Origin of the sequence: Melghirimyces profundicolus (assembly GCF_003054245.1) — a bacterium.
Taxonomy (GTDB): Bacteria; Bacillota; Bacilli; order Thermoactinomycetales; family DSM-45169; genus Melghirimyces; species Melghirimyces profundicolus.
Map to the genome: position 1 here is coordinate 1 of NZ_QBKR01000008.1, position 15,358 is coordinate 15,358.

Genomic DNA, 15,358 nt, shown 5'->3' on the forward strand with positions numbered 1-15,358 from the left:
ACGTCACCCCGAAGGGATCCGTCGGCTTCCTCCGCTCGACTTGCATGTATTAGGCACGCCGCCAGCGTTCGTCCTGAGCCAGGATCAAACTCTCCGATGAAGTCCGGCGGTGGCCGGGCCACCTCCGGACCGAGCTTGAAACGCTCATTGACAGGGTCATGTCTGCGCTCTTCAGTTTTCAAGGAACGCTCTCGTCGCGGCTTCCCGCGACCGCCGCTCCCTCGCGGCGACAAGTAATACTATAACACCGTCCAAAAGTGCAGTCAACACTTTTTTTCGTTTTTTTCTCCGCCCTTTTTTTCATTTCAGTGAGCGCCCGGAGGGCAGACGGTAATGTTGTTCCGCCACGCCTTTTCCGTTGATGATCACTTCTTCCACCAAGGCTCGGCGTACCAACTCTTCCATGATTAAAGACAAATCCAAACGGATTCTTTCCAGGCGAAGACGGTCATGGATCTGACTCAAGGTCCAGCAGCCGTCTTCGGAGGAAAGCAAATCCAAGAGGTAGCTGCAGTAAAACTCCAGCTTGTTCAAAATGGCATACTCCTCGGCCAACAATACGAGATGGATCCGCTGTTCCATCGACTCTTCTCCGCGAACCAGCTCTCTCATCAGTTTCACAATCCCCGGACTGATCGTTTTCACTTGGCTCCAAAGCTGCCCCCGGGGATACTGGCCCTTTTCGATCAGGGCTAGTCTGACCCAGTGTTGCAGACTTTTCTGCAAAGAACAAAAGGCGTCCAGCACATCCTTTTCTTTCATATAGTATTTGCTCTCCGAGTGGCCTCTTAACAACCCGGAAAATTCCACGCACATTTTTTTCCGTCTCAGTTCGTTTGGAAAACGGCGCAAATGGTCACAGAGATCCCGGAGGGTCTGCCGGGGGTCATACAGGACCTCCCCATCGAGCAAACAGTCGATCACCTCCTGCCGGTCACCGTTCACCACCTCCGCGGTTAATTCCTCCAGCCCGACCCAGAGCTCTTTTACTTTCCAAACACCCGCCATATAAGTAAGGTTCCAACCACTGAATTCCGGGTTTCCGGTCACAACCAGCACCAAGAGATCAGCCGGGCCTGAAACCACCGGGGGCTTCCGGTCGGCCGACAGGACCATGGCCCCCGCAGCATGGCGATTCTCATTCAATTGTTGGATCAGCTTCGGGTAGAGCGTTTGGATCATGGCCCGTTCCCCCATCTCCGGCAAGTTCGAAATGCGCTGTGGTATTCAACGTTTTCGACGATTCCGTGAAAACTCCTTCCCTTCGTCCGTTTTCGATTCTTCTTTTGAAAATGCTCCATTTTTCTCCTCTGCCGTCCCATGGTATACTGATACACAGCACAAGCATGAAATCATGCACCCGAGAGGGGGGACCCGGATGCTGTTCGCAAGCAAAATCAATAAATTCCGCACCATCGCTCTCCTGATGATTTTTGCGGGCATGGGTATCATGTATTTCGGTTTTCTCTGGCGGGAAGCGATGGTGTTTTTCTTCATACTTGGTTTGCTCGGAATCGGCTCCAGCGTCGCCATTTACTTCTGGGTGGGGGTTCTTTCCACCCAGGCGGTTCAGGTGGAATGCCCCGAGTGTGGAAGGATCACCAAGATCCTCGGCAAGAGCGATCAATGCATGTATTGCGAAGCCCATCTGACCCTGGATCCCCAACATGCAACAAAGGAAAACCCGTTGCAGGAAGATGAGTGAATCTCCGCCCCCGTGAAGGGGGTTTTTCAATGGACAAATAATTCAGCATCACCCCACATATTTTTTAAGGAAAATATCCAGAAAGTTCTATTGTTTTTGTCGTTGATTTTGGTATCATATGTGTACGCTGACGTACTGCCGGGAGGGTGTAAATAAAATATGACAACCGACACAAAACAGCGGGAATATCTCCATTCCCTCGATCAACTGCTCGGAGACAACCACCATGTCCCGGATCAGGAAAAGCGGCTCATTTCAGCCTCATTGGAAGCGCTTACGGAAAAAGGGTACATGGATACCACGGTGGATGACATCGTTGCATGCGCCCGGGCATCCAAAAGCACCTTTTACAAGTACTTCCGCAACAAAGAAGCCGTCCTGATCCGGACCCTCCACTTGCTGGTCGATGTCCTCATCAACAAAGTGGAAGAGGCGATCCGATCCCACCCCCCGACGACCAAACGTACATACCATGCGATCCGGACCTATATCGAAACCTGTTTTATGCACCGGGAAGTCACGAAGTTGTTGATGGTGGATACCGTCGGCGTCGCGCCCTCGTTGGAAACCACCCGCCTGATGTTCCATCGGTACTTTTTCAATATCTTCCACCGGGAAATCAGCGAAGCGGTGCGGAAAAAGAACCTGTCGAACTGCGACCCCTGGGTACTGTCTTATGCCATGGTGGGCGCCGTTCAGGAGGTGATCATCCAGTCCATCATTCTGGAAACTCCCCCCGCTCCCCGTCATCTGGCGGAGGTATTGGAGGGGATGATGAGCCGTTCTCTGCGGCCGGAGGGTTAACCCATACTCCTTATGGTGTATCTTCTTTCATAAGGCGTATACCCGTGTAAAGGAGGGAGACCCCATTGACCAAACCTGTCCGCGTCTTTTTGTTACTGGGCATCGTCGGCTTACTGGGTGTAGGAACTTGGGCGGCTGCCGGTCACAGCTCCTGGGCCGAAGAGCTTGAGGAGGTTCACCATAAGGCGGATCTGAACGGAATGCTGGAGAAGATCGGTAAAAACAACGACCGTCTGGGAGCCAGCAACCAATCGATCCTCGGGAACCTTCAAGCCATTAATCAAAAGTCCCTGGTCACCAAAGACATCCACGGGAAGCTCAACAACGTCCGGTCCGGGCTCGGGGGCCAGAACTCCACCTTGACCGACATCGAAAAGGTGACGGGGCAACAGGTGGGACTGAGTAAGAACCTGAACAGCCTCAGTATTTTCCTGGAAGGGAAAATGAGCGTGATCAACGGGAGCACCGAATCCCAGATCAGCCAGGTGGGAAATCTCCGTTCCATCACGCTGGATACCCGTAAGAAAATGAAGTCGGTTCTCAATGAAAATGTGACGCTGGAGAAAAAACTGCGCTCTGCAGCGGAGAAAAGCAAACGGGCGGAACAATCGATGCCCTAAAAAGGAGGGGAGCCACGATGATCCGTAAAGTGCTTTCCATCCTTGGAATCCTCGTACTCGCCGGGTTCCTGATCAACGGGGTGACCATGACCCAGAACATGAAAAAATTGCATGCGGGGTTGGAAGACAACCTGGAATCGACCGAAAAGCTGAATGACGTTCAGGCGGCGGTCATCGATAAAAACGAAGAGCTGAAGGGCATGTTGGTCACCGTCGACAAGGTCAACGGCAGCCTGGATGAGACCACGGACAAGACGGACCAAACCTTAGAACTGCTCTCCCAGGTGGTGGATTACAACGCGGATACCCTGCGACTCAACAATCAGATGTTGAAATATTCCACCACTTCAGGCGAGAACATCAAAGCAGTCGGCCAATCCCTGAAGGAACTGTCTCCGTACATGGACCAACTGGATGCCATGTTGAAGGACCTGGACAAAACAGCGGCCAAGGATGAAAAACACCTCCGTGAAATCCTGAAGGCCACCAGAAGCCTCAATAACAAGACCCCGGGAGGGACGCCCTGATGAAAGCCGCAATTGCCAAAATCAAGGTCGTCCCCGTCCTGATCACCCTCCTGTTGGGGGCGGCTGCCGGAAACACCTGGCTCCAGGTTTGGATTCAACAGGACATCGCAAAAAAATCGGAAGTCTTGGAAACCAAACTGGGAGAATCCGCCGAGAAGTCGAAAAAAATGAACACTCAGCTGGCGGATGTGCAGAAGCTGAAACAGCAAACGGACAACCTGAACAAAAAAGTCACCGGGATTGAAAAAAACACCGCCGGTCTTGACAGAGAGCTGAAGGAGCTGGATCGGGTGGTCGCCACCATCGCCAAACGGGTCCACGCCATCAGCGGCAATACGGCCGTGACGGAAAAAGACCTGAAATCGATCCAGGCGACCGTGGACAACAGCACCAAAGTGCTCCGTTCGATCCAGAACTCCAACGCCAATATCGTCAACACCCTGAACACGATGGAGAAAATCCAGCTTGAGATCAACGCCAACCTGAAGGAGATCAACCGGAAGACCCGGGCTGTCCCGGAGAAGCCGAGGGGGTGAGCTTATGTTAAAAAGGATTTGGGACCTGGCGATTTTCCATAAGAAAAAGGTGATCGCCGGGGCGGCCGCCATCACCCTTCTCTCCGTCTCCCCCGCTCTCGCCCGCTTCAGCGACGAAAAGGTTTTGCCGGCACTGTCGGAAAACAACATCTTCGGCCTCTTATCCGACCTCCAGGGCATGACGGGTGAGATGGTGGAGGACACCAAGGAGCTGGAAGACCAAGTCACCCAAGCGGAAAACGCCATGCAAGGCCTGGACCGGCAGGAAGCGCTGCTGAAAAAGCAGATTAACACTAACGAGGCCATCAAGGACGAACTGGATAAACAGCTCTCCGGCAACGTGGAGGCCCGGGGATTGATGGAAGCCATCCTGAAACGTGAGAAACAGACAGCCAAACTGACCGACACCGCAGCTGCAAAAGGAAATGAAGTGACCGCCCAAATGACCGACACCGTGGCCAGCCTCGGGGTTACGGCGGATTATACCGGCAAGGTGGGGAATGCCACCGCCAAGACGAACAGCCGGATGGACCTGTTGCTCGCCGAGCTGGACCGGTCCGTGGAAAACTTCCGATACGTCGCCCTCGTTCCGCAGTTTTTAAGCAGTCTGAACAACCTCCCGGGACTGGACTCACCGGATACGGGCGATGATAAAAACCCTCCGACTCCATCCTCAAGGGAGGTGATTGACGACACCGTCAACTCCCTGACAGGAAAAGAAAGCGAAGGCCAACAGGATGAAGAGGATGGGGAAAGCAACGGATTGCTTTCCGACCTTCTACCCTGAATGAAAGGGGGTTTTGACCCATGTGGGGTCGTACCCTGATCATCCTCATCAATCTCGTCTTCCTGGTGCTGATTGGAGTGGGAACCGCGAAACAGATCGAAACGCAGAAGGAGAACAACCAGGTGATGGCCGGTGTTCACGACAACATCAAAAAGGCCAAGGAACTGACCACGGAAACCAATGAAAAGCTGAAACCCCTCCGGGCCACCGCCGACACCATCGAAGAGATGAACGGCAAACTGGTCCGCACCAAGACGATGCTGACCGGCATGAATCAAAACCTTGCCGGTGTGATCAACAGTGAAACGAAGATCGTCCATGGTCTGGACGAATTGAACCGAAACACCACCCAAGTCATTCAACAGCTGGATGGGGTGAAGCAGAAGAACGCGGCCTTGCTCGGTCCGGCCAAAACCGTGGCGAAGCAGACGGGCACGGAATACGGAACCATCGAACGGCTGTATAGCCTGACCGGGATTTCGATTCGTGAGCTGGCGGAGATCAACAATAAATTCGGTTGGCTGAATGTCAACTATTAGGAGAAGCCATGTTTTTCAGCGTACTTTACCTGATCACCATCGTCGGCATCCTCGTCTTTTCCGGCCTTGCCATCGCCGCCATTATCCGGAACCGGGCCGTTACCCGTTGGCTGGCCGGCCTCGCCGGGGTGACATTGTTCTACATCCTTGCGGTTTGGATCACGGCCATGACCTAAAAACATCAAGGAAAGACCCGCCCGTATGATGGGCGGGTCTTTCCTTGATGGTGGATCAAACCGCTTTTTCGTTCTGACATTCGGCACAAACCCCGTAAATCTCCATCCGGTGGTTTTCCACCCGGAAACCGGTTTTGCGCGCCGCTTCCTTTTCCACATCGACCAGGGAAGGGTAGTCGAAATCCACAATCCTGCCGCATTCCCGGCAGATGATGTGGTAATGTTCTTCCATATTGGCATCAAACCGGCTGGAGGCATCCCCGTAGGTGAGCTCACGGACCAGCCCCGCCTCCTTGAAGACGCGCAGGTTGTTGTACACCGTCGCCACACTCATATTGGGGAATTTGTCCTCCAACGCACGGTAGATTTCATCGGCGGTGGGGTGGCCCATCGAGGTCAACAAAAATTCCAATATGGCGTACCGCTGCGGTGTCATGCGGACACCTGTCGATTTCAGTTTATCAATCGCTTGGTTGAGGCGGTTCTTTTCCATTGCCATCACCCCGTTGTCACCGCCAATAATGATCAGAAATGATTCTCTCTTAATAATTTCTACAATCAGTCTACTGCCCTTTCCGGGATTTTGTCAACGGTTCTTCCTGATTCCGGTTCTTTCCGTACCAGCAACAGGGGAAAAGGTCGCACCGTTCACACTTGGGATTGCGGGCTGTACAGATCCTGCGTCCGTGCCAGATGAGCCGGTGATGAGTGATGGTCCATTCCTTCCGCGGGATCCTCTTGGTCAGCTGTTTTTCCGTTTCCAGCGGGTTACTGCTGTCCGCCAAGGCCAGTCGGTTGGAAACCCGTTGGACATGGGTGTCCACTGCCAGGGCCGGCACACCGAAGGCGTTTGACAGCACCACGTTGGCCGTTTTTCTCCCCACCCCGGGAAGTTCTTCCAGCGCTTCTCTTTGAGCCGGCACTTTTCCGTTGTATTTTTCCACAAGTATTTGACAGGTTGCTAAGATATTGCGGCTTTTATTCCGGTACAGGCCCAACCCACGAATTTCCTCCGCCAGCTCCTCTTCGGTCAGTTGCAGGATCTCTTCGGGGCCGGGATATTTGGCAAACAGCTTGTCTGTCACGATGTTCACCTGGCGGTCGGTGGACTGGGCAGACAGAATGGTGGCAATCAACAATTCGAAGGGGTTCCGGTAATTCAGTTCACAATGGGCGTCGGGATACATATCGGCCAATGTGTCCAAGATTTTTCTGGTGGGTACGCGTTTGGGTTTTTCTTTCATCGTCTTCCTCCCCCTTCAGTATCCCCGGTCCGGGTCGAGAAGATTGACAACCTTCCCCTCCCCCGAAAGATACACGACGAGATTGCGATGAAACAGTTCCAGTGCCCGGGTCATGTACATCGGAGAGCGGCCCGATACGTGGGGGGTAATCAACAGGTTGTCCAAATTCCAAAAAGGATGTTCCTTCGGCAGGGGTTCTTGTTCAAACACATCCAAAACCGCGCCGCCGATCCGGCGGTGGGTGAGTGCGTTCAGGAGTGCTTCTTCGTCCACCACCGCTCCTCGGGCCATATTGATCAGGCAGGCGGTCGGCTTCATCCAGCCAAGCTCTTCCTCGCCGATCAACCCACGGGTTTGATGCGTGAGGGGCAGCGTGACCACCACGAAGTCCGAACGTTTCAGGATGGATTTCAGTTCTTCGGGACCGGCCATCTCATCAAACCCGTCCATAGGAGTTCCGGACGTGTTCATACCCAGTACCGTGACGTCAAAAGCTTTCAGCCGCTTGGCAATTCCTCTGCCGATCGCTCCCGCACCCAGGATGGCGACGGTTTTTCCCGCCAGTTCCGACACTCTGAGACTCCGGTCCCATTTTCGTTCCCTCTGACGGTCCACGAATTGATGAAGACGGCGGGTCCACTGGAGGATGACGGCCAGTGCGTACTCCCCCATCGGAATGGCATGGATGCCCCGGGAGTTGGTGACCATCACCTTCCTTTTTTTGAGTGCATCAAAGGGAAGCAGTTCCACCCCCGCGCTGATCACATGGACCCAACGAAGATTGGAAAGACGGGGAATATTGTCGGGCGTTAAGTCTTCCCCGTAGGTAATCAGGACTTCGGCTTCGGGTGCAGCGTCCAGCACCTCCCCGATCTCTTCAAAAAAGGAAAACCGGACTTGTGGAAACGCCTCCCTCAATCGCCTTTGGTGCTTTTCACTGATCCTGGCGGAAGAAGTGACATGAGTCATCTCCCATCCTCTCCTTTCTCCGGTCCCTGCGATCTCGCTTCCACCACCAACTCGCCGCTTTCCGGTCCGAAAGGCTCCCGGCGGAACCCTCCGAAACAGTGGACCACTTCAAACCCGGCGAGATTCAACAGGTGAAACAACTCGGTTGGAAAAACGTAACGGATGGAAAAACGGGTCCGCAATCGTTCAAGAGAGACTCCGTCAGGTGCGAACCGTTCATAGTAGCGGGTAACATTCGCCCGTTGGTAAAAATGTTCGTATTCCGTGTAATCGAAGACTTCTATCGTCTCTTTCGTACCGGGGACGGGAAAGTGCCCCCGGTGGACATAGCGTTCCTCCTCTTCCGCCATTTGGGAAAGATCGGGAACAAAAACATTGAAAGCCAAGATCCCCCCCTCCGTCAAGTGCTCCTTCACTTTGCGGAGGGTGGCCATTTGGTCCTTGACTCGAAGGAGATGAAGAAAGGAACGGTACGGAATCAACACCAAGGGAAACTCCCGCTTCAGTTCCAGTTCCCTCATATCCCCACACACCCATTGGCAACGGTCGGACAATCCCATCGCTTTCGCTTTTTTCTCGGCCATTCGGATCATCTCGGGTTGAAGATCCACTCCCACCACCTCCATCCCGTGACGGGCGATGCCGAGAGTGCAACGTCCGGTTCCGCAACCCAGTTCCAAAACGGGGCCACCCGACTCCATGGAAAGATGGGCATAATAGGCCACGTCCCCGTCCAACCCCTCGGAAGTCCAGTCGTAATAATCCGGCCAGCGGTACATATTGTCTCCCGTCAAAGGCAACCCTCCCGTCATCCAGCAAAGAAGGGTTGAAGATCCACCTCCTTCAACCCCTCCCGCAGATGCGAATGATTTACTTATTTCAGGTTCTCCCGAATCCACTTCAGGGCTTCGTCCACATGACCGTCGACTTTGACTTTCCTCCATACTTTGGCGATGGTGCCTTTTTGATCGATGATGAAAGTGGATCTTTCAATCCCGAGTTTCTTTTTACCGAACACGTTTTTCTCCTTGTACACCCCGTATTTTTTCGAAATCTCCGCCTCCGTGTCGCTGAGGAGGAGAAACGGCAGGTTATATTTTTGAATGAATTTTTCGTGGGATTCAAGATCGTCCAGGCTGACACCGAGAATCACCGTGTTCAGGTCCGAAAAATCCTTCTCTCGATCCCGAAAGTCACAGGATTCGGCGGTGCATCCCGGTGTGTTGTCCTTCGGGTAAAAGTAAAGGACCACGTTTTTGTCACCCCGGTAGTCGGACAGGGACACATTCTCTCCGTTGGATGCAGGCAAAGTGAAATCGGGTGCCTGATCGCCTTCCTTGATCATGTGCAGCCACCTCCATAGATTGTTTCTCTTTTATTTTATCATTTCACCGATGAAGGAGGGAAAACGGCAAATCAAAAAAAGCCGGAAAAACCCGACTTTTTGAAGGAAATGAGGGTGGAAAGGGAAGCTTCCATGGTTCATTACAGAGAATCTTTGAAAAACGGAGGACCGAACAACGGATCCGGTCTCATTTGCCGAACAGATGTTCAGGAACCATCGGAACCGGCGGGATGACGGGGCGCGGGATGACATAGAAGGGTTCCGTTGACGGAAAAGAACCTCCGCCCTTTGCGGCCTGCCCTGCGTCAGTCCGGCGTGAGGCTCTGGAGGTGGTTCCGGAAGAGCCGGGAGGAGTCGCCGGACCGGGAGGTGAGGGCGGGCCGGGAGGAAGGGGAGGCTCGGCAGGTTCTTCCGGAGGAGGTTCCGGTTCCCGGTCCGGAGGCCTTGGAACCGGTTCCCTCTCCGGCGGAACGTCTCTTTTCAAACAAACATTGAGCGTACTCCCGATATTGACGGAACCGTAATTGCTCACGGCGTTCACGTTTAACTTGTAAGTCTTGATACAAAGATTCATGCCAACTTCCACCCGCCTCACACTTGGTCGATGACATCGGGGTCGATGGCCTGGTTGCGTTCGAGGTCAATGTTTTTCGCAAAGTCCCCGATGGGTGAGGAACCGCCGAGAGATTTGGAATTGCTTTCCGCACCGATGTTGACGGTATTTCCGAAATTGACAGACCCGGCGCTGGAAACGCTGTGAATTTTCAGGTTGAAGATATTGTTGATGGTTCCCATGAATCGAGCCTCCCCGCTGGGGTCTAAGGCATCGTATGTCCCGGTTTTGGGCGATGTGCCTGTTTCCAGTCAGTCCCGGATGCGTATGGACGGAGAATCGGATTCAACCTCCCCCCTGGGAAGCCGGACTTCCAGCACCCCCTTCCGATAACGGGCGCTGCTGTTTTTCCGGTTTACGGAGGCCCCGAGCTGGATTCGCCGTTCAAAATCGCCCGTATACCGTTCCTGCAGGACGGGCTCGTAATGCGTTTGTCGGGGGCTCATCCTCCCCTTGACCAGCAGGGCATCCCCTTCGACACTCAACCGGATCTGATTGACATTTTCCAATCCGGGAAGGTCCACCAAAACCAGTAATTCATGATCACCGTGATACACGTCGGCTTTCGGGACGGTGGCCGGCAGGTGTTCGATCACATCGGACCAGAAATCATCCCCCAAAAATTTCTTTGCCAACTGACTCCATTTCATGAAATTCTGGTGCGGATCCACTCTTCTCTCCTCCCCGTTCGCCGGAATATTCCCTCGATATCAACCTATTCAGCTGACGCCCAGCCTGACACACCTCGTGAAAAGGTCATGATTTGTCGGGGAAAAGCCATATAATGAAGCAAGGCCGGGGAGGGGAGGAAAGAAAACGTGTATGCCTATTTGTGGGACCGGATCAACCGCATGGAGCAGGAGCTCGAAGACCTGAGGAAAGAAAACCAGGAATTGCGGAAAAAGATTGATTCCATCCAGCCGGTTTCCATCGAACAGTTGGTGTACAAGATCCAGGAATTGAACGTGCAAACCCTGAGCGGAACCCTGAACGTGGGCTTGACCGCTCAGGGAGACGGGGAAAACGTCACCCAGCTGATCGAAAAGCTTCACCGGGAAGGAAAGACCCAGTTTGAAATCGGGGACCCGGAGGAAACCCATACCGTTCCCCTCCGGGAGGATGAAAGCTCCTCCGCCTCCGTCGATCCTCCCGGAGAACCCTCTCCCGAAACCCAACCGGACGCCGATGATGACAGATAAAAAGCCGCCGAGCTTTCAGCATTCAGTTTCCGGCTCCCCGATAGTTTCGGATCCCCCGGTTCCACACGGCGACCCCCAACATCAGCCAAACCGCTCCAACCAGCGGCGTCAGCAAGGCAAAGGTCATCCAACGTTCCTTGTCCAAAAGGAAGCTGGCCGGATAGAAGCCGACAAAAGCAAAGGGGATCACCCAGGTCAGCACCAGCTGGATCACCCGATTGTAAACGTTGATGGGATACCGACCATAGTTTCCGACATTGTACATAATCGGCTGGATATCCGTCTTGGAATCGGAGTACAGACTGATACTGGTCAGCAAAATGTAGATCCCGGCATAGATCGCCGCCCCTCCCGCCACGAACAAAATGAACAGGAACGGGTCGTACCAGGAAAAATCCACTTCCATCTCCTTCACGGCCCACCCCATCACCATAAAACCGGTGACCGCGCCGGTCAGAGACTCGGGAGTCATCGTTTCCAGAATGACCTGATAGAGGCTGTGGGCGGGGCGGGTCAACACCCGGTCCAATTCCCCTTTGATGATATAGCGTTCATTGAAGTCCCACAGGTTGAAAAAAGCGGAGAAAAAGGAGAAAGGAACGAGAAAGTATCCATAGATGAAGATGACTTCTTCCCGGGTCCACCCGCTCAGTTCGGTTGTGTGGGAGAAGACCACCAGGATAAAGACCAGGTTGACCGCCTGAAACAGAAGATCGGTGGCCAACTGAACCAGAAAATCGCTCCGGTACGCCATCCGGATCTTCAGATACTGCATGAAATAATGAAAAAACAATTTCACATGGAACAACGTTTACCCCCCCTGTACGATCAGACGGCGCCGAGCCGTCATCCACAGGAGCTGGATGGGGATCCACAGAAGGATCCCCCAGAGGAGTTGGATCCCCAGATACCGGAACAGCTCCTCCATAGGCAGCCCTCGGGAAAGAATGGTACTCGGGACGTAACTGATCCCTTGGAATGGAAGGTAAGACAGCACCCGTCCGGCCCATTCCGGAAAAAAGTGGATCGGGATGATCAATCCGGACAGAAGGTCCACCAACACCCTTTTCGCCCGGATCAAACCGGTGTTATTCAGGATGAAGAAAGCCATCAGCCCGGTGAGAACATTGATCTGGGAGTTGATCACAAAAGCGAATATGAGGCTGATCACAAACCCGAGCCAGCGTCCCGCATCCGTCGGCAGGTGAATGGGGAAGACCAGGGAAACGATCACAAGCCCCGGCACACTGAACAGGAGGAGACGGAACAATCCCTCCCCCAGGCCTTGGAAGCACTTGACCAGCAGATAATGATAGGGGCGGATCAGCTGCACCGCCACGGTCCCGTCCCGGATCTCTTCCGCAATTTCCCGGTCCAGGTTGTTGAAATAAAAAGCCCGGGACATCCAGGCCACCGCCACATAGGTGGCCATCTGGACCGCCGTGGTGCCGTTGACCGTTGAATTTTCCCCGTAAATCGCCATCCAGAGGAAATAGTACACCCCGATATTCAGGCTGTAGATGATCATTCCGCTGTAATAATTGACCCGGTAGGCCAGCATCATCAAAAAGCGAATGCGGATCAGCTCCAGGTAGGTGTTAAGCATGGGCCGCTCCCTCCCGGTAGATCCGCCGGACGATGTCCTCCGTGGTCGCCTCCTCAATCTTCAATTCCTGTACAGCCACGGCGGGCACCAGACGGGAGAGAACGTCGGACACCGTCGTTCCCTTCTCCAGACGCGCCGTGTAACGGGTGCCTTCCCCTTCCCATTTCACGGAAAGACCCCGGGTTTTTTCATTGAGGACAAAGGACGGAACCTCCTCCTTCAGTTCCAGGATCAAACGCCGCCCGTCGCCCCATTGGGTCCGGAGTCGTTCCAGGTCCCCGTCGTAGATGATATTCCCCTTGTCCAACATCACCACCCGGGAACAAAGCGCCTCAATATCGGACAGATCGTGAGTCGTCAAAAGAATCGTGGTTCCGTATTCGGCGTTGACCTGTTTGAGAAATCGGCGGATATTCTCCTTAACCAACACATCCAGACCGATGGTGGGTTCGTCCAGGAAGAGCAACCGCGGCTGATGCAAAAGGGCGGCCGCCAGCTCACACCGCATCCGCTGCCCCAGGCTCAACTTGCGCACCGGCTGATCGAGGAATGGACCGATCTCCAGAACTTCCACCAGCCGATCCAAATGCTGCCGGTATCCTTCCCCGGAAAGCCGGTAGAGCTTTTTCAGGAGACGGAAGGACTCCTTCACCGCAATGTCCCACCACAACTGGCTTCTCTGCCCGAACACCACACCGATGGTTCGGACAAATTCTTCCCTTTCCCGGTGGGGGTCGTACCCGTTCACCCGAAGGCAGCCTCCCGTGGGTTCCAGAATGCCGGTCAGCATCTTGATGGTGGTGGATTTGCCGGCTCCGTTCTCCCCGATGTATCCGACGATTTCACCCGGTTCGATGGTCAGGTCGATCCCGTTTACCGCACGGATCGTGCGGTATTGCCGGTTGAAAAGATCCCGAAAGGCGCCCGTCAAACCGGACCGGCTCTGATAAACCTTGAATTCCTTTGTCAGCCCGCGGGCTTCAATACTCCGCATCTTCTACCACTCCCCGGTGCTCCCGCCCACAAAAAGGCACCCCAAAACCTGGGATGCCCGTTCCGCGGTGTGGGCGAACTCCGATTTATACCGAATCGTTCCTACGAAATGGAAACCGTTCTTCAACCGCTTTATATGTTAACACACTTCCGGTAAACCGGCGAGGCTCCTGACATGGGCCATCCGCCCATCAAAAAGACGGCAGGAAATATTCCTGCCGCCAACGGAATCCCGAACCCCTGAGTCCTCGTCAATGGGAATGCTGGTAAATCAGGTCAGCCAGCTTACGTTCCAGTTCCTGATCCCCGCCTTTCACTTCCTCGGCGGTGACCGACACCCGGAATGTCTTGCGATCCAGCTCCAGGGCTTCCTCCAACGAAGTCATCAGGTCGGTTGCCCTTCGATCCACTTGGAAAATCGCCTCCAGCCGCTCCTCACCCACGTAAAACATCAGATCCAGTTCATCCAGTGACCCTCTCAGGTCGCCGGTGGGTTTAAACTCAAATTCCTGAATGAAGGGATGACGGGAATAGAAGTTTTCAAACTCAAAATCGATGTCCACCAACTGGAAGCCGATCCGTTCCACCACTTGAAGCACTTTCTCCACCAAGGGGTGGGGGAGGACTTCGATGCCATCGGTGTCATCGGGATCGACCGCCATCTGGATGTCGAGACCGGTTTTCAGAAATACCGGGCATCCTCCCGTGGTGACGGGAGTGTCGTGGGGCAACTGAAATTCGAAGGGAATCACTTTGGTCTCCCGAGGACCGATGGTAAACACCTCCGAAAGTCGGTGCTCTTCCATCACATATTCGTGCTGAGAATTCTCCCGGTGGTAGAGGATAACCAGGTAAAGGTAGATTTCATCGATTTTCTGTTCCACTTGTCCTCCCTGGATGAAAACTTCCCCCTCCACCATTTCTCCCTGACGGTATTGGGCCTGTTTCAGCCGGGTGTCCACTTTGGCGTTACCGATTCCGGGGCTGGCCACCGGCTCGTGACGACCGCTGTGGTCATTGGTGAGCGAACCGTCCGGATCGTTCAATTGCCAGCTGAAGGAAGTGTTCAGCGTGCGGGTCCCCCGGCTGATTTCCACATCCATATGAACTTCATGCGCCGAAACATCGAAAAAGAGATTCATTTCGTCCAGATAACCGTGATACCGCTCCGCCGGCCGGAACTGGAAGATCTGAATGAAGGGCAACGTCTTGGACTGGGGAACATGTTCATTAAACAGGCGGTACATCAGAAACCCGGATTGTTCGATCTCTCCGAGCACTTTCTCGACGGTGGCGTGAGGAAAAACCTCAATCCGGTCCAGGTCGGTCGGATCCTTGGCCATTTTGATGTCGAGACCCGTTTTCAGATAGATGGGGAAACGGCCGCAGGACATGGGGGTCTGGTAGGGAAGCCGAAATTGGAACGGTATGATCTGATAGCCCTTTTCCTGAATTTCAAAGGATTCACTCAGGTGAAATTTTTCCATGACAAAGGGAACTTTCCTATCATTTTTTAAATAATGAATGATTAAGTACAGGTAGATGTCATCCACCACCTGACGGGCACCCCCGCCTCGGATCATCACTTCCCCCCGGACAAGATCCCCCGGTTGGTACTGGGTCTTCTCCAGCCGGGTATCCACTTTGGCGCTCCCCACCCCGAGGCTGGCCAGGGCTTTTGTAAACATGGGCTGT

At 53.9% G+C, this 15,358-nt stretch carries 22 protein-coding genes and 1 rRNA gene; 10 read left to right on the forward strand and 13 right to left on the reverse strand.

Annotation, left to right across the window (positions count from 1 at the left end):
• Together C8P63_RS07010 and C8P63_RS07015 are read right to left on the reverse strand one after the other, a co-directional pair.
• Nucleotides 1-100, reverse strand: a 16S ribosomal RNA gene (locus C8P63_RS07010); the annotation flags it as partial.
• 200 nt (nt 101-300) lie between these two features.
• Nucleotides 301-1,182 (reverse strand): nucleotidyltransferase-like protein, encoded by an 882-nt coding sequence (locus tag C8P63_RS07015; RefSeq protein WP_170109541.1) that lies wholly within the window; start codon nt 1,180-1,182, stop codon nt 301-303.
• Between the two features lie 196 nt (nt 1,183-1,378).
• Here C8P63_RS07015 and C8P63_RS07020 point away from each other — a divergent pair, with 196 nt between their 5' ends.
• The 8 genes from C8P63_RS07020 (at nt 1,379) to C8P63_RS19025 (ending at nt 5,694) form a co-directional block, all read left to right on the forward strand.
• Nucleotides 1,379-1,705, forward strand: a complete 327-nt coding sequence (locus tag C8P63_RS07020; protein ID WP_108022646.1) for a YgzB family protein — start codon at nt 1,379-1,381, stop codon at nt 1,703-1,705.
• Nucleotides 1,706-1,864: 159 nt separating this feature from the next.
• A complete protein-coding gene (locus C8P63_RS07025) occupies nt 1,865-2,509 on the forward strand; it encodes a TetR/AcrR family transcriptional regulator (protein ID WP_108022647.1) in 645 nt (214 codons plus the stop codon).
• A gap of 65 nt (nt 2,510-2,574) precedes the next feature.
• Nucleotides 2,575-3,129, forward strand: a complete 555-nt coding sequence (locus tag C8P63_RS07030) for a hypothetical protein (RefSeq protein ID WP_108022648.1) — start codon at nt 2,575-2,577, stop codon at nt 3,127-3,129.
• A 17-nt stretch (nt 3,130-3,146) separates the two neighbouring features.
• Nucleotides 3,147-3,656, forward strand: a complete 510-nt coding sequence (locus C8P63_RS07035; RefSeq protein ID WP_108022649.1) for a hypothetical protein — start codon at nt 3,147-3,149, stop codon at nt 3,654-3,656.
• Nucleotides 3,656-4,192, forward strand: coding sequence for a hypothetical protein (locus C8P63_RS07040; RefSeq protein WP_108022650.1), 537 nt, complete (start codon nt 3,656-3,658; stop codon nt 4,190-4,192). Before C8P63_RS07035 ends, C8P63_RS07040 begins: the two co-directional genes overlap by 1 nt.
• A gap of 4 nt (nt 4,193-4,196) precedes the next feature.
• Nucleotides 4,197-4,979 (forward strand): hypothetical protein, encoded by a 783-nt coding sequence (locus tag C8P63_RS07045; RefSeq protein ID WP_108022651.1) that lies wholly within the window; start codon nt 4,197-4,199, stop codon nt 4,977-4,979.
• 20 nt (nt 4,980-4,999) lie between these two features.
• The gene (locus tag C8P63_RS07050) at nt 5,000-5,518 is read left to right on the forward strand and encodes a hypothetical protein (protein WP_108022652.1); all 519 of its coding nucleotides are present in this window, start codon (nt 5,000-5,002) and stop codon (nt 5,516-5,518) included.
• Nucleotides 5,519-5,526: 8 nt separating this feature from the next.
• On the forward strand, nt 5,527-5,694 hold the full coding sequence (locus C8P63_RS19025; RefSeq protein WP_170109542.1) for a hypothetical protein: 168 nt from the start codon (nt 5,527-5,529) through the stop codon (nt 5,692-5,694).
• A 55-nt stretch (nt 5,695-5,749) separates the two neighbouring features.
• Here C8P63_RS19025 and perR read toward each other — a convergent pair whose 3' ends face one another.
• From perR to bcp, 5 genes are all read right to left on the reverse strand, one after another.
• The gene (gene perR, locus C8P63_RS07055; protein WP_425437258.1) at nt 5,750-6,187 is read right to left on the reverse strand and encodes a peroxide-responsive transcriptional repressor PerR; all 438 of its coding nucleotides are present in this window, start codon (nt 6,185-6,187) and stop codon (nt 5,750-5,752) included.
• 70 nt (nt 6,188-6,257) lie between these two features.
• Nucleotides 6,258-6,938, reverse strand: coding sequence for an endonuclease III (nth, locus tag C8P63_RS07060; RefSeq protein WP_108022654.1), 681 nt, complete (start codon nt 6,936-6,938; stop codon nt 6,258-6,260).
• 15 nt (nt 6,939-6,953) lie between these two features.
• Entirely contained in the window at nt 6,954-7,907 is a 954-nt protein-coding gene (locus C8P63_RS07065) for a D-2-hydroxyacid dehydrogenase (protein WP_108022655.1), read from the reverse strand.
• Entirely contained in the window at nt 7,904-8,701 is a 798-nt protein-coding gene (locus C8P63_RS07070) for a class I SAM-dependent methyltransferase (protein ID WP_245920762.1), read from the reverse strand. Before C8P63_RS07070 ends, C8P63_RS07065 begins: the two co-directional genes overlap by 4 nt.
• Before the next feature lie 80 nt (nt 8,702-8,781).
• Nucleotides 8,782-9,252, reverse strand: a complete 471-nt coding sequence (bcp, locus tag C8P63_RS07075; RefSeq protein ID WP_108022657.1) for a thioredoxin-dependent thiol peroxidase — start codon at nt 9,250-9,252, stop codon at nt 8,782-8,784.
• Between the two features lie 264 nt (nt 9,253-9,516).
• On the opposite strand from bcp, the gene C8P63_RS07085 reads away from it, so the two are divergent.
• A complete protein-coding gene (locus C8P63_RS07085) occupies nt 9,517-9,747 on the forward strand; it encodes a hypothetical protein (protein WP_108022659.1) in 231 nt (76 codons plus the stop codon).
• A 96-nt stretch (nt 9,748-9,843) separates the two neighbouring features.
• Here the strand turns inward: C8P63_RS07085 and C8P63_RS07090 are convergent, their stop codons facing one another.
• Together C8P63_RS07090 and C8P63_RS07095 are read right to left on the reverse strand one after the other, a co-directional pair.
• Nucleotides 9,844-10,047 carry a spore germination protein gene (locus C8P63_RS07090; RefSeq protein ID WP_108022660.1) on the reverse strand — a complete coding sequence of 68 codons (204 nt, stop codon included), beginning with the start codon at nt 10,045-10,047 and terminating at the stop codon, nt 9,844-9,846.
• 69 nt (nt 10,048-10,116) lie between these two features.
• Entirely contained in the window at nt 10,117-10,536 is a 420-nt protein-coding gene (locus C8P63_RS07095; protein WP_108022661.1) for an Hsp20/alpha crystallin family protein, read from the reverse strand.
• Between the two features lie 147 nt (nt 10,537-10,683).
• Between C8P63_RS07095 and gerPC the strand changes: the two genes are divergently transcribed.
• Entirely contained in the window at nt 10,684-11,064 is a 381-nt protein-coding gene (gerPC, locus tag C8P63_RS07100; protein WP_108022662.1) for a spore germination protein GerPC, read from the forward strand.
• Nucleotides 11,065-11,086: 22 nt separating this feature from the next.
• Here gerPC and C8P63_RS07105 read toward each other — a convergent pair whose 3' ends face one another.
• From C8P63_RS07105 to C8P63_RS18760, 4 genes are all read right to left on the reverse strand, one after another.
• Nucleotides 11,087-11,872: an ABC transporter permease gene (locus C8P63_RS07105; RefSeq protein WP_108022663.1), complete on the reverse strand. Its 786-nt coding sequence runs from the start codon at nt 11,870-11,872 to the stop codon at nt 11,087-11,089.
• 3 nt (nt 11,873-11,875) lie between these two features.
• On the reverse strand, nt 11,876-12,670 hold the full coding sequence (locus C8P63_RS07110) for an ABC transporter permease (protein ID WP_108022664.1): 795 nt from the start codon (nt 12,668-12,670) through the stop codon (nt 11,876-11,878).
• Nucleotides 12,663-13,664, reverse strand: a complete 1,002-nt coding sequence (locus C8P63_RS07115; RefSeq protein ID WP_108022665.1) for an ABC transporter ATP-binding protein — start codon at nt 13,662-13,664, stop codon at nt 12,663-12,665. Before C8P63_RS07115 ends, C8P63_RS07110 begins: the two co-directional genes overlap by 8 nt.
• A 250-nt stretch (nt 13,665-13,914) precedes the next feature.
• Complete coding sequence (locus C8P63_RS18760) at nt 13,915-15,351, reverse strand: sporulation protein (protein ID WP_146172131.1); 1,437 nt, start codon at nt 15,349-15,351, stop codon at nt 13,915-13,917.
• Nucleotides 15,352-15,358 lie beyond the last annotated feature (7 nt).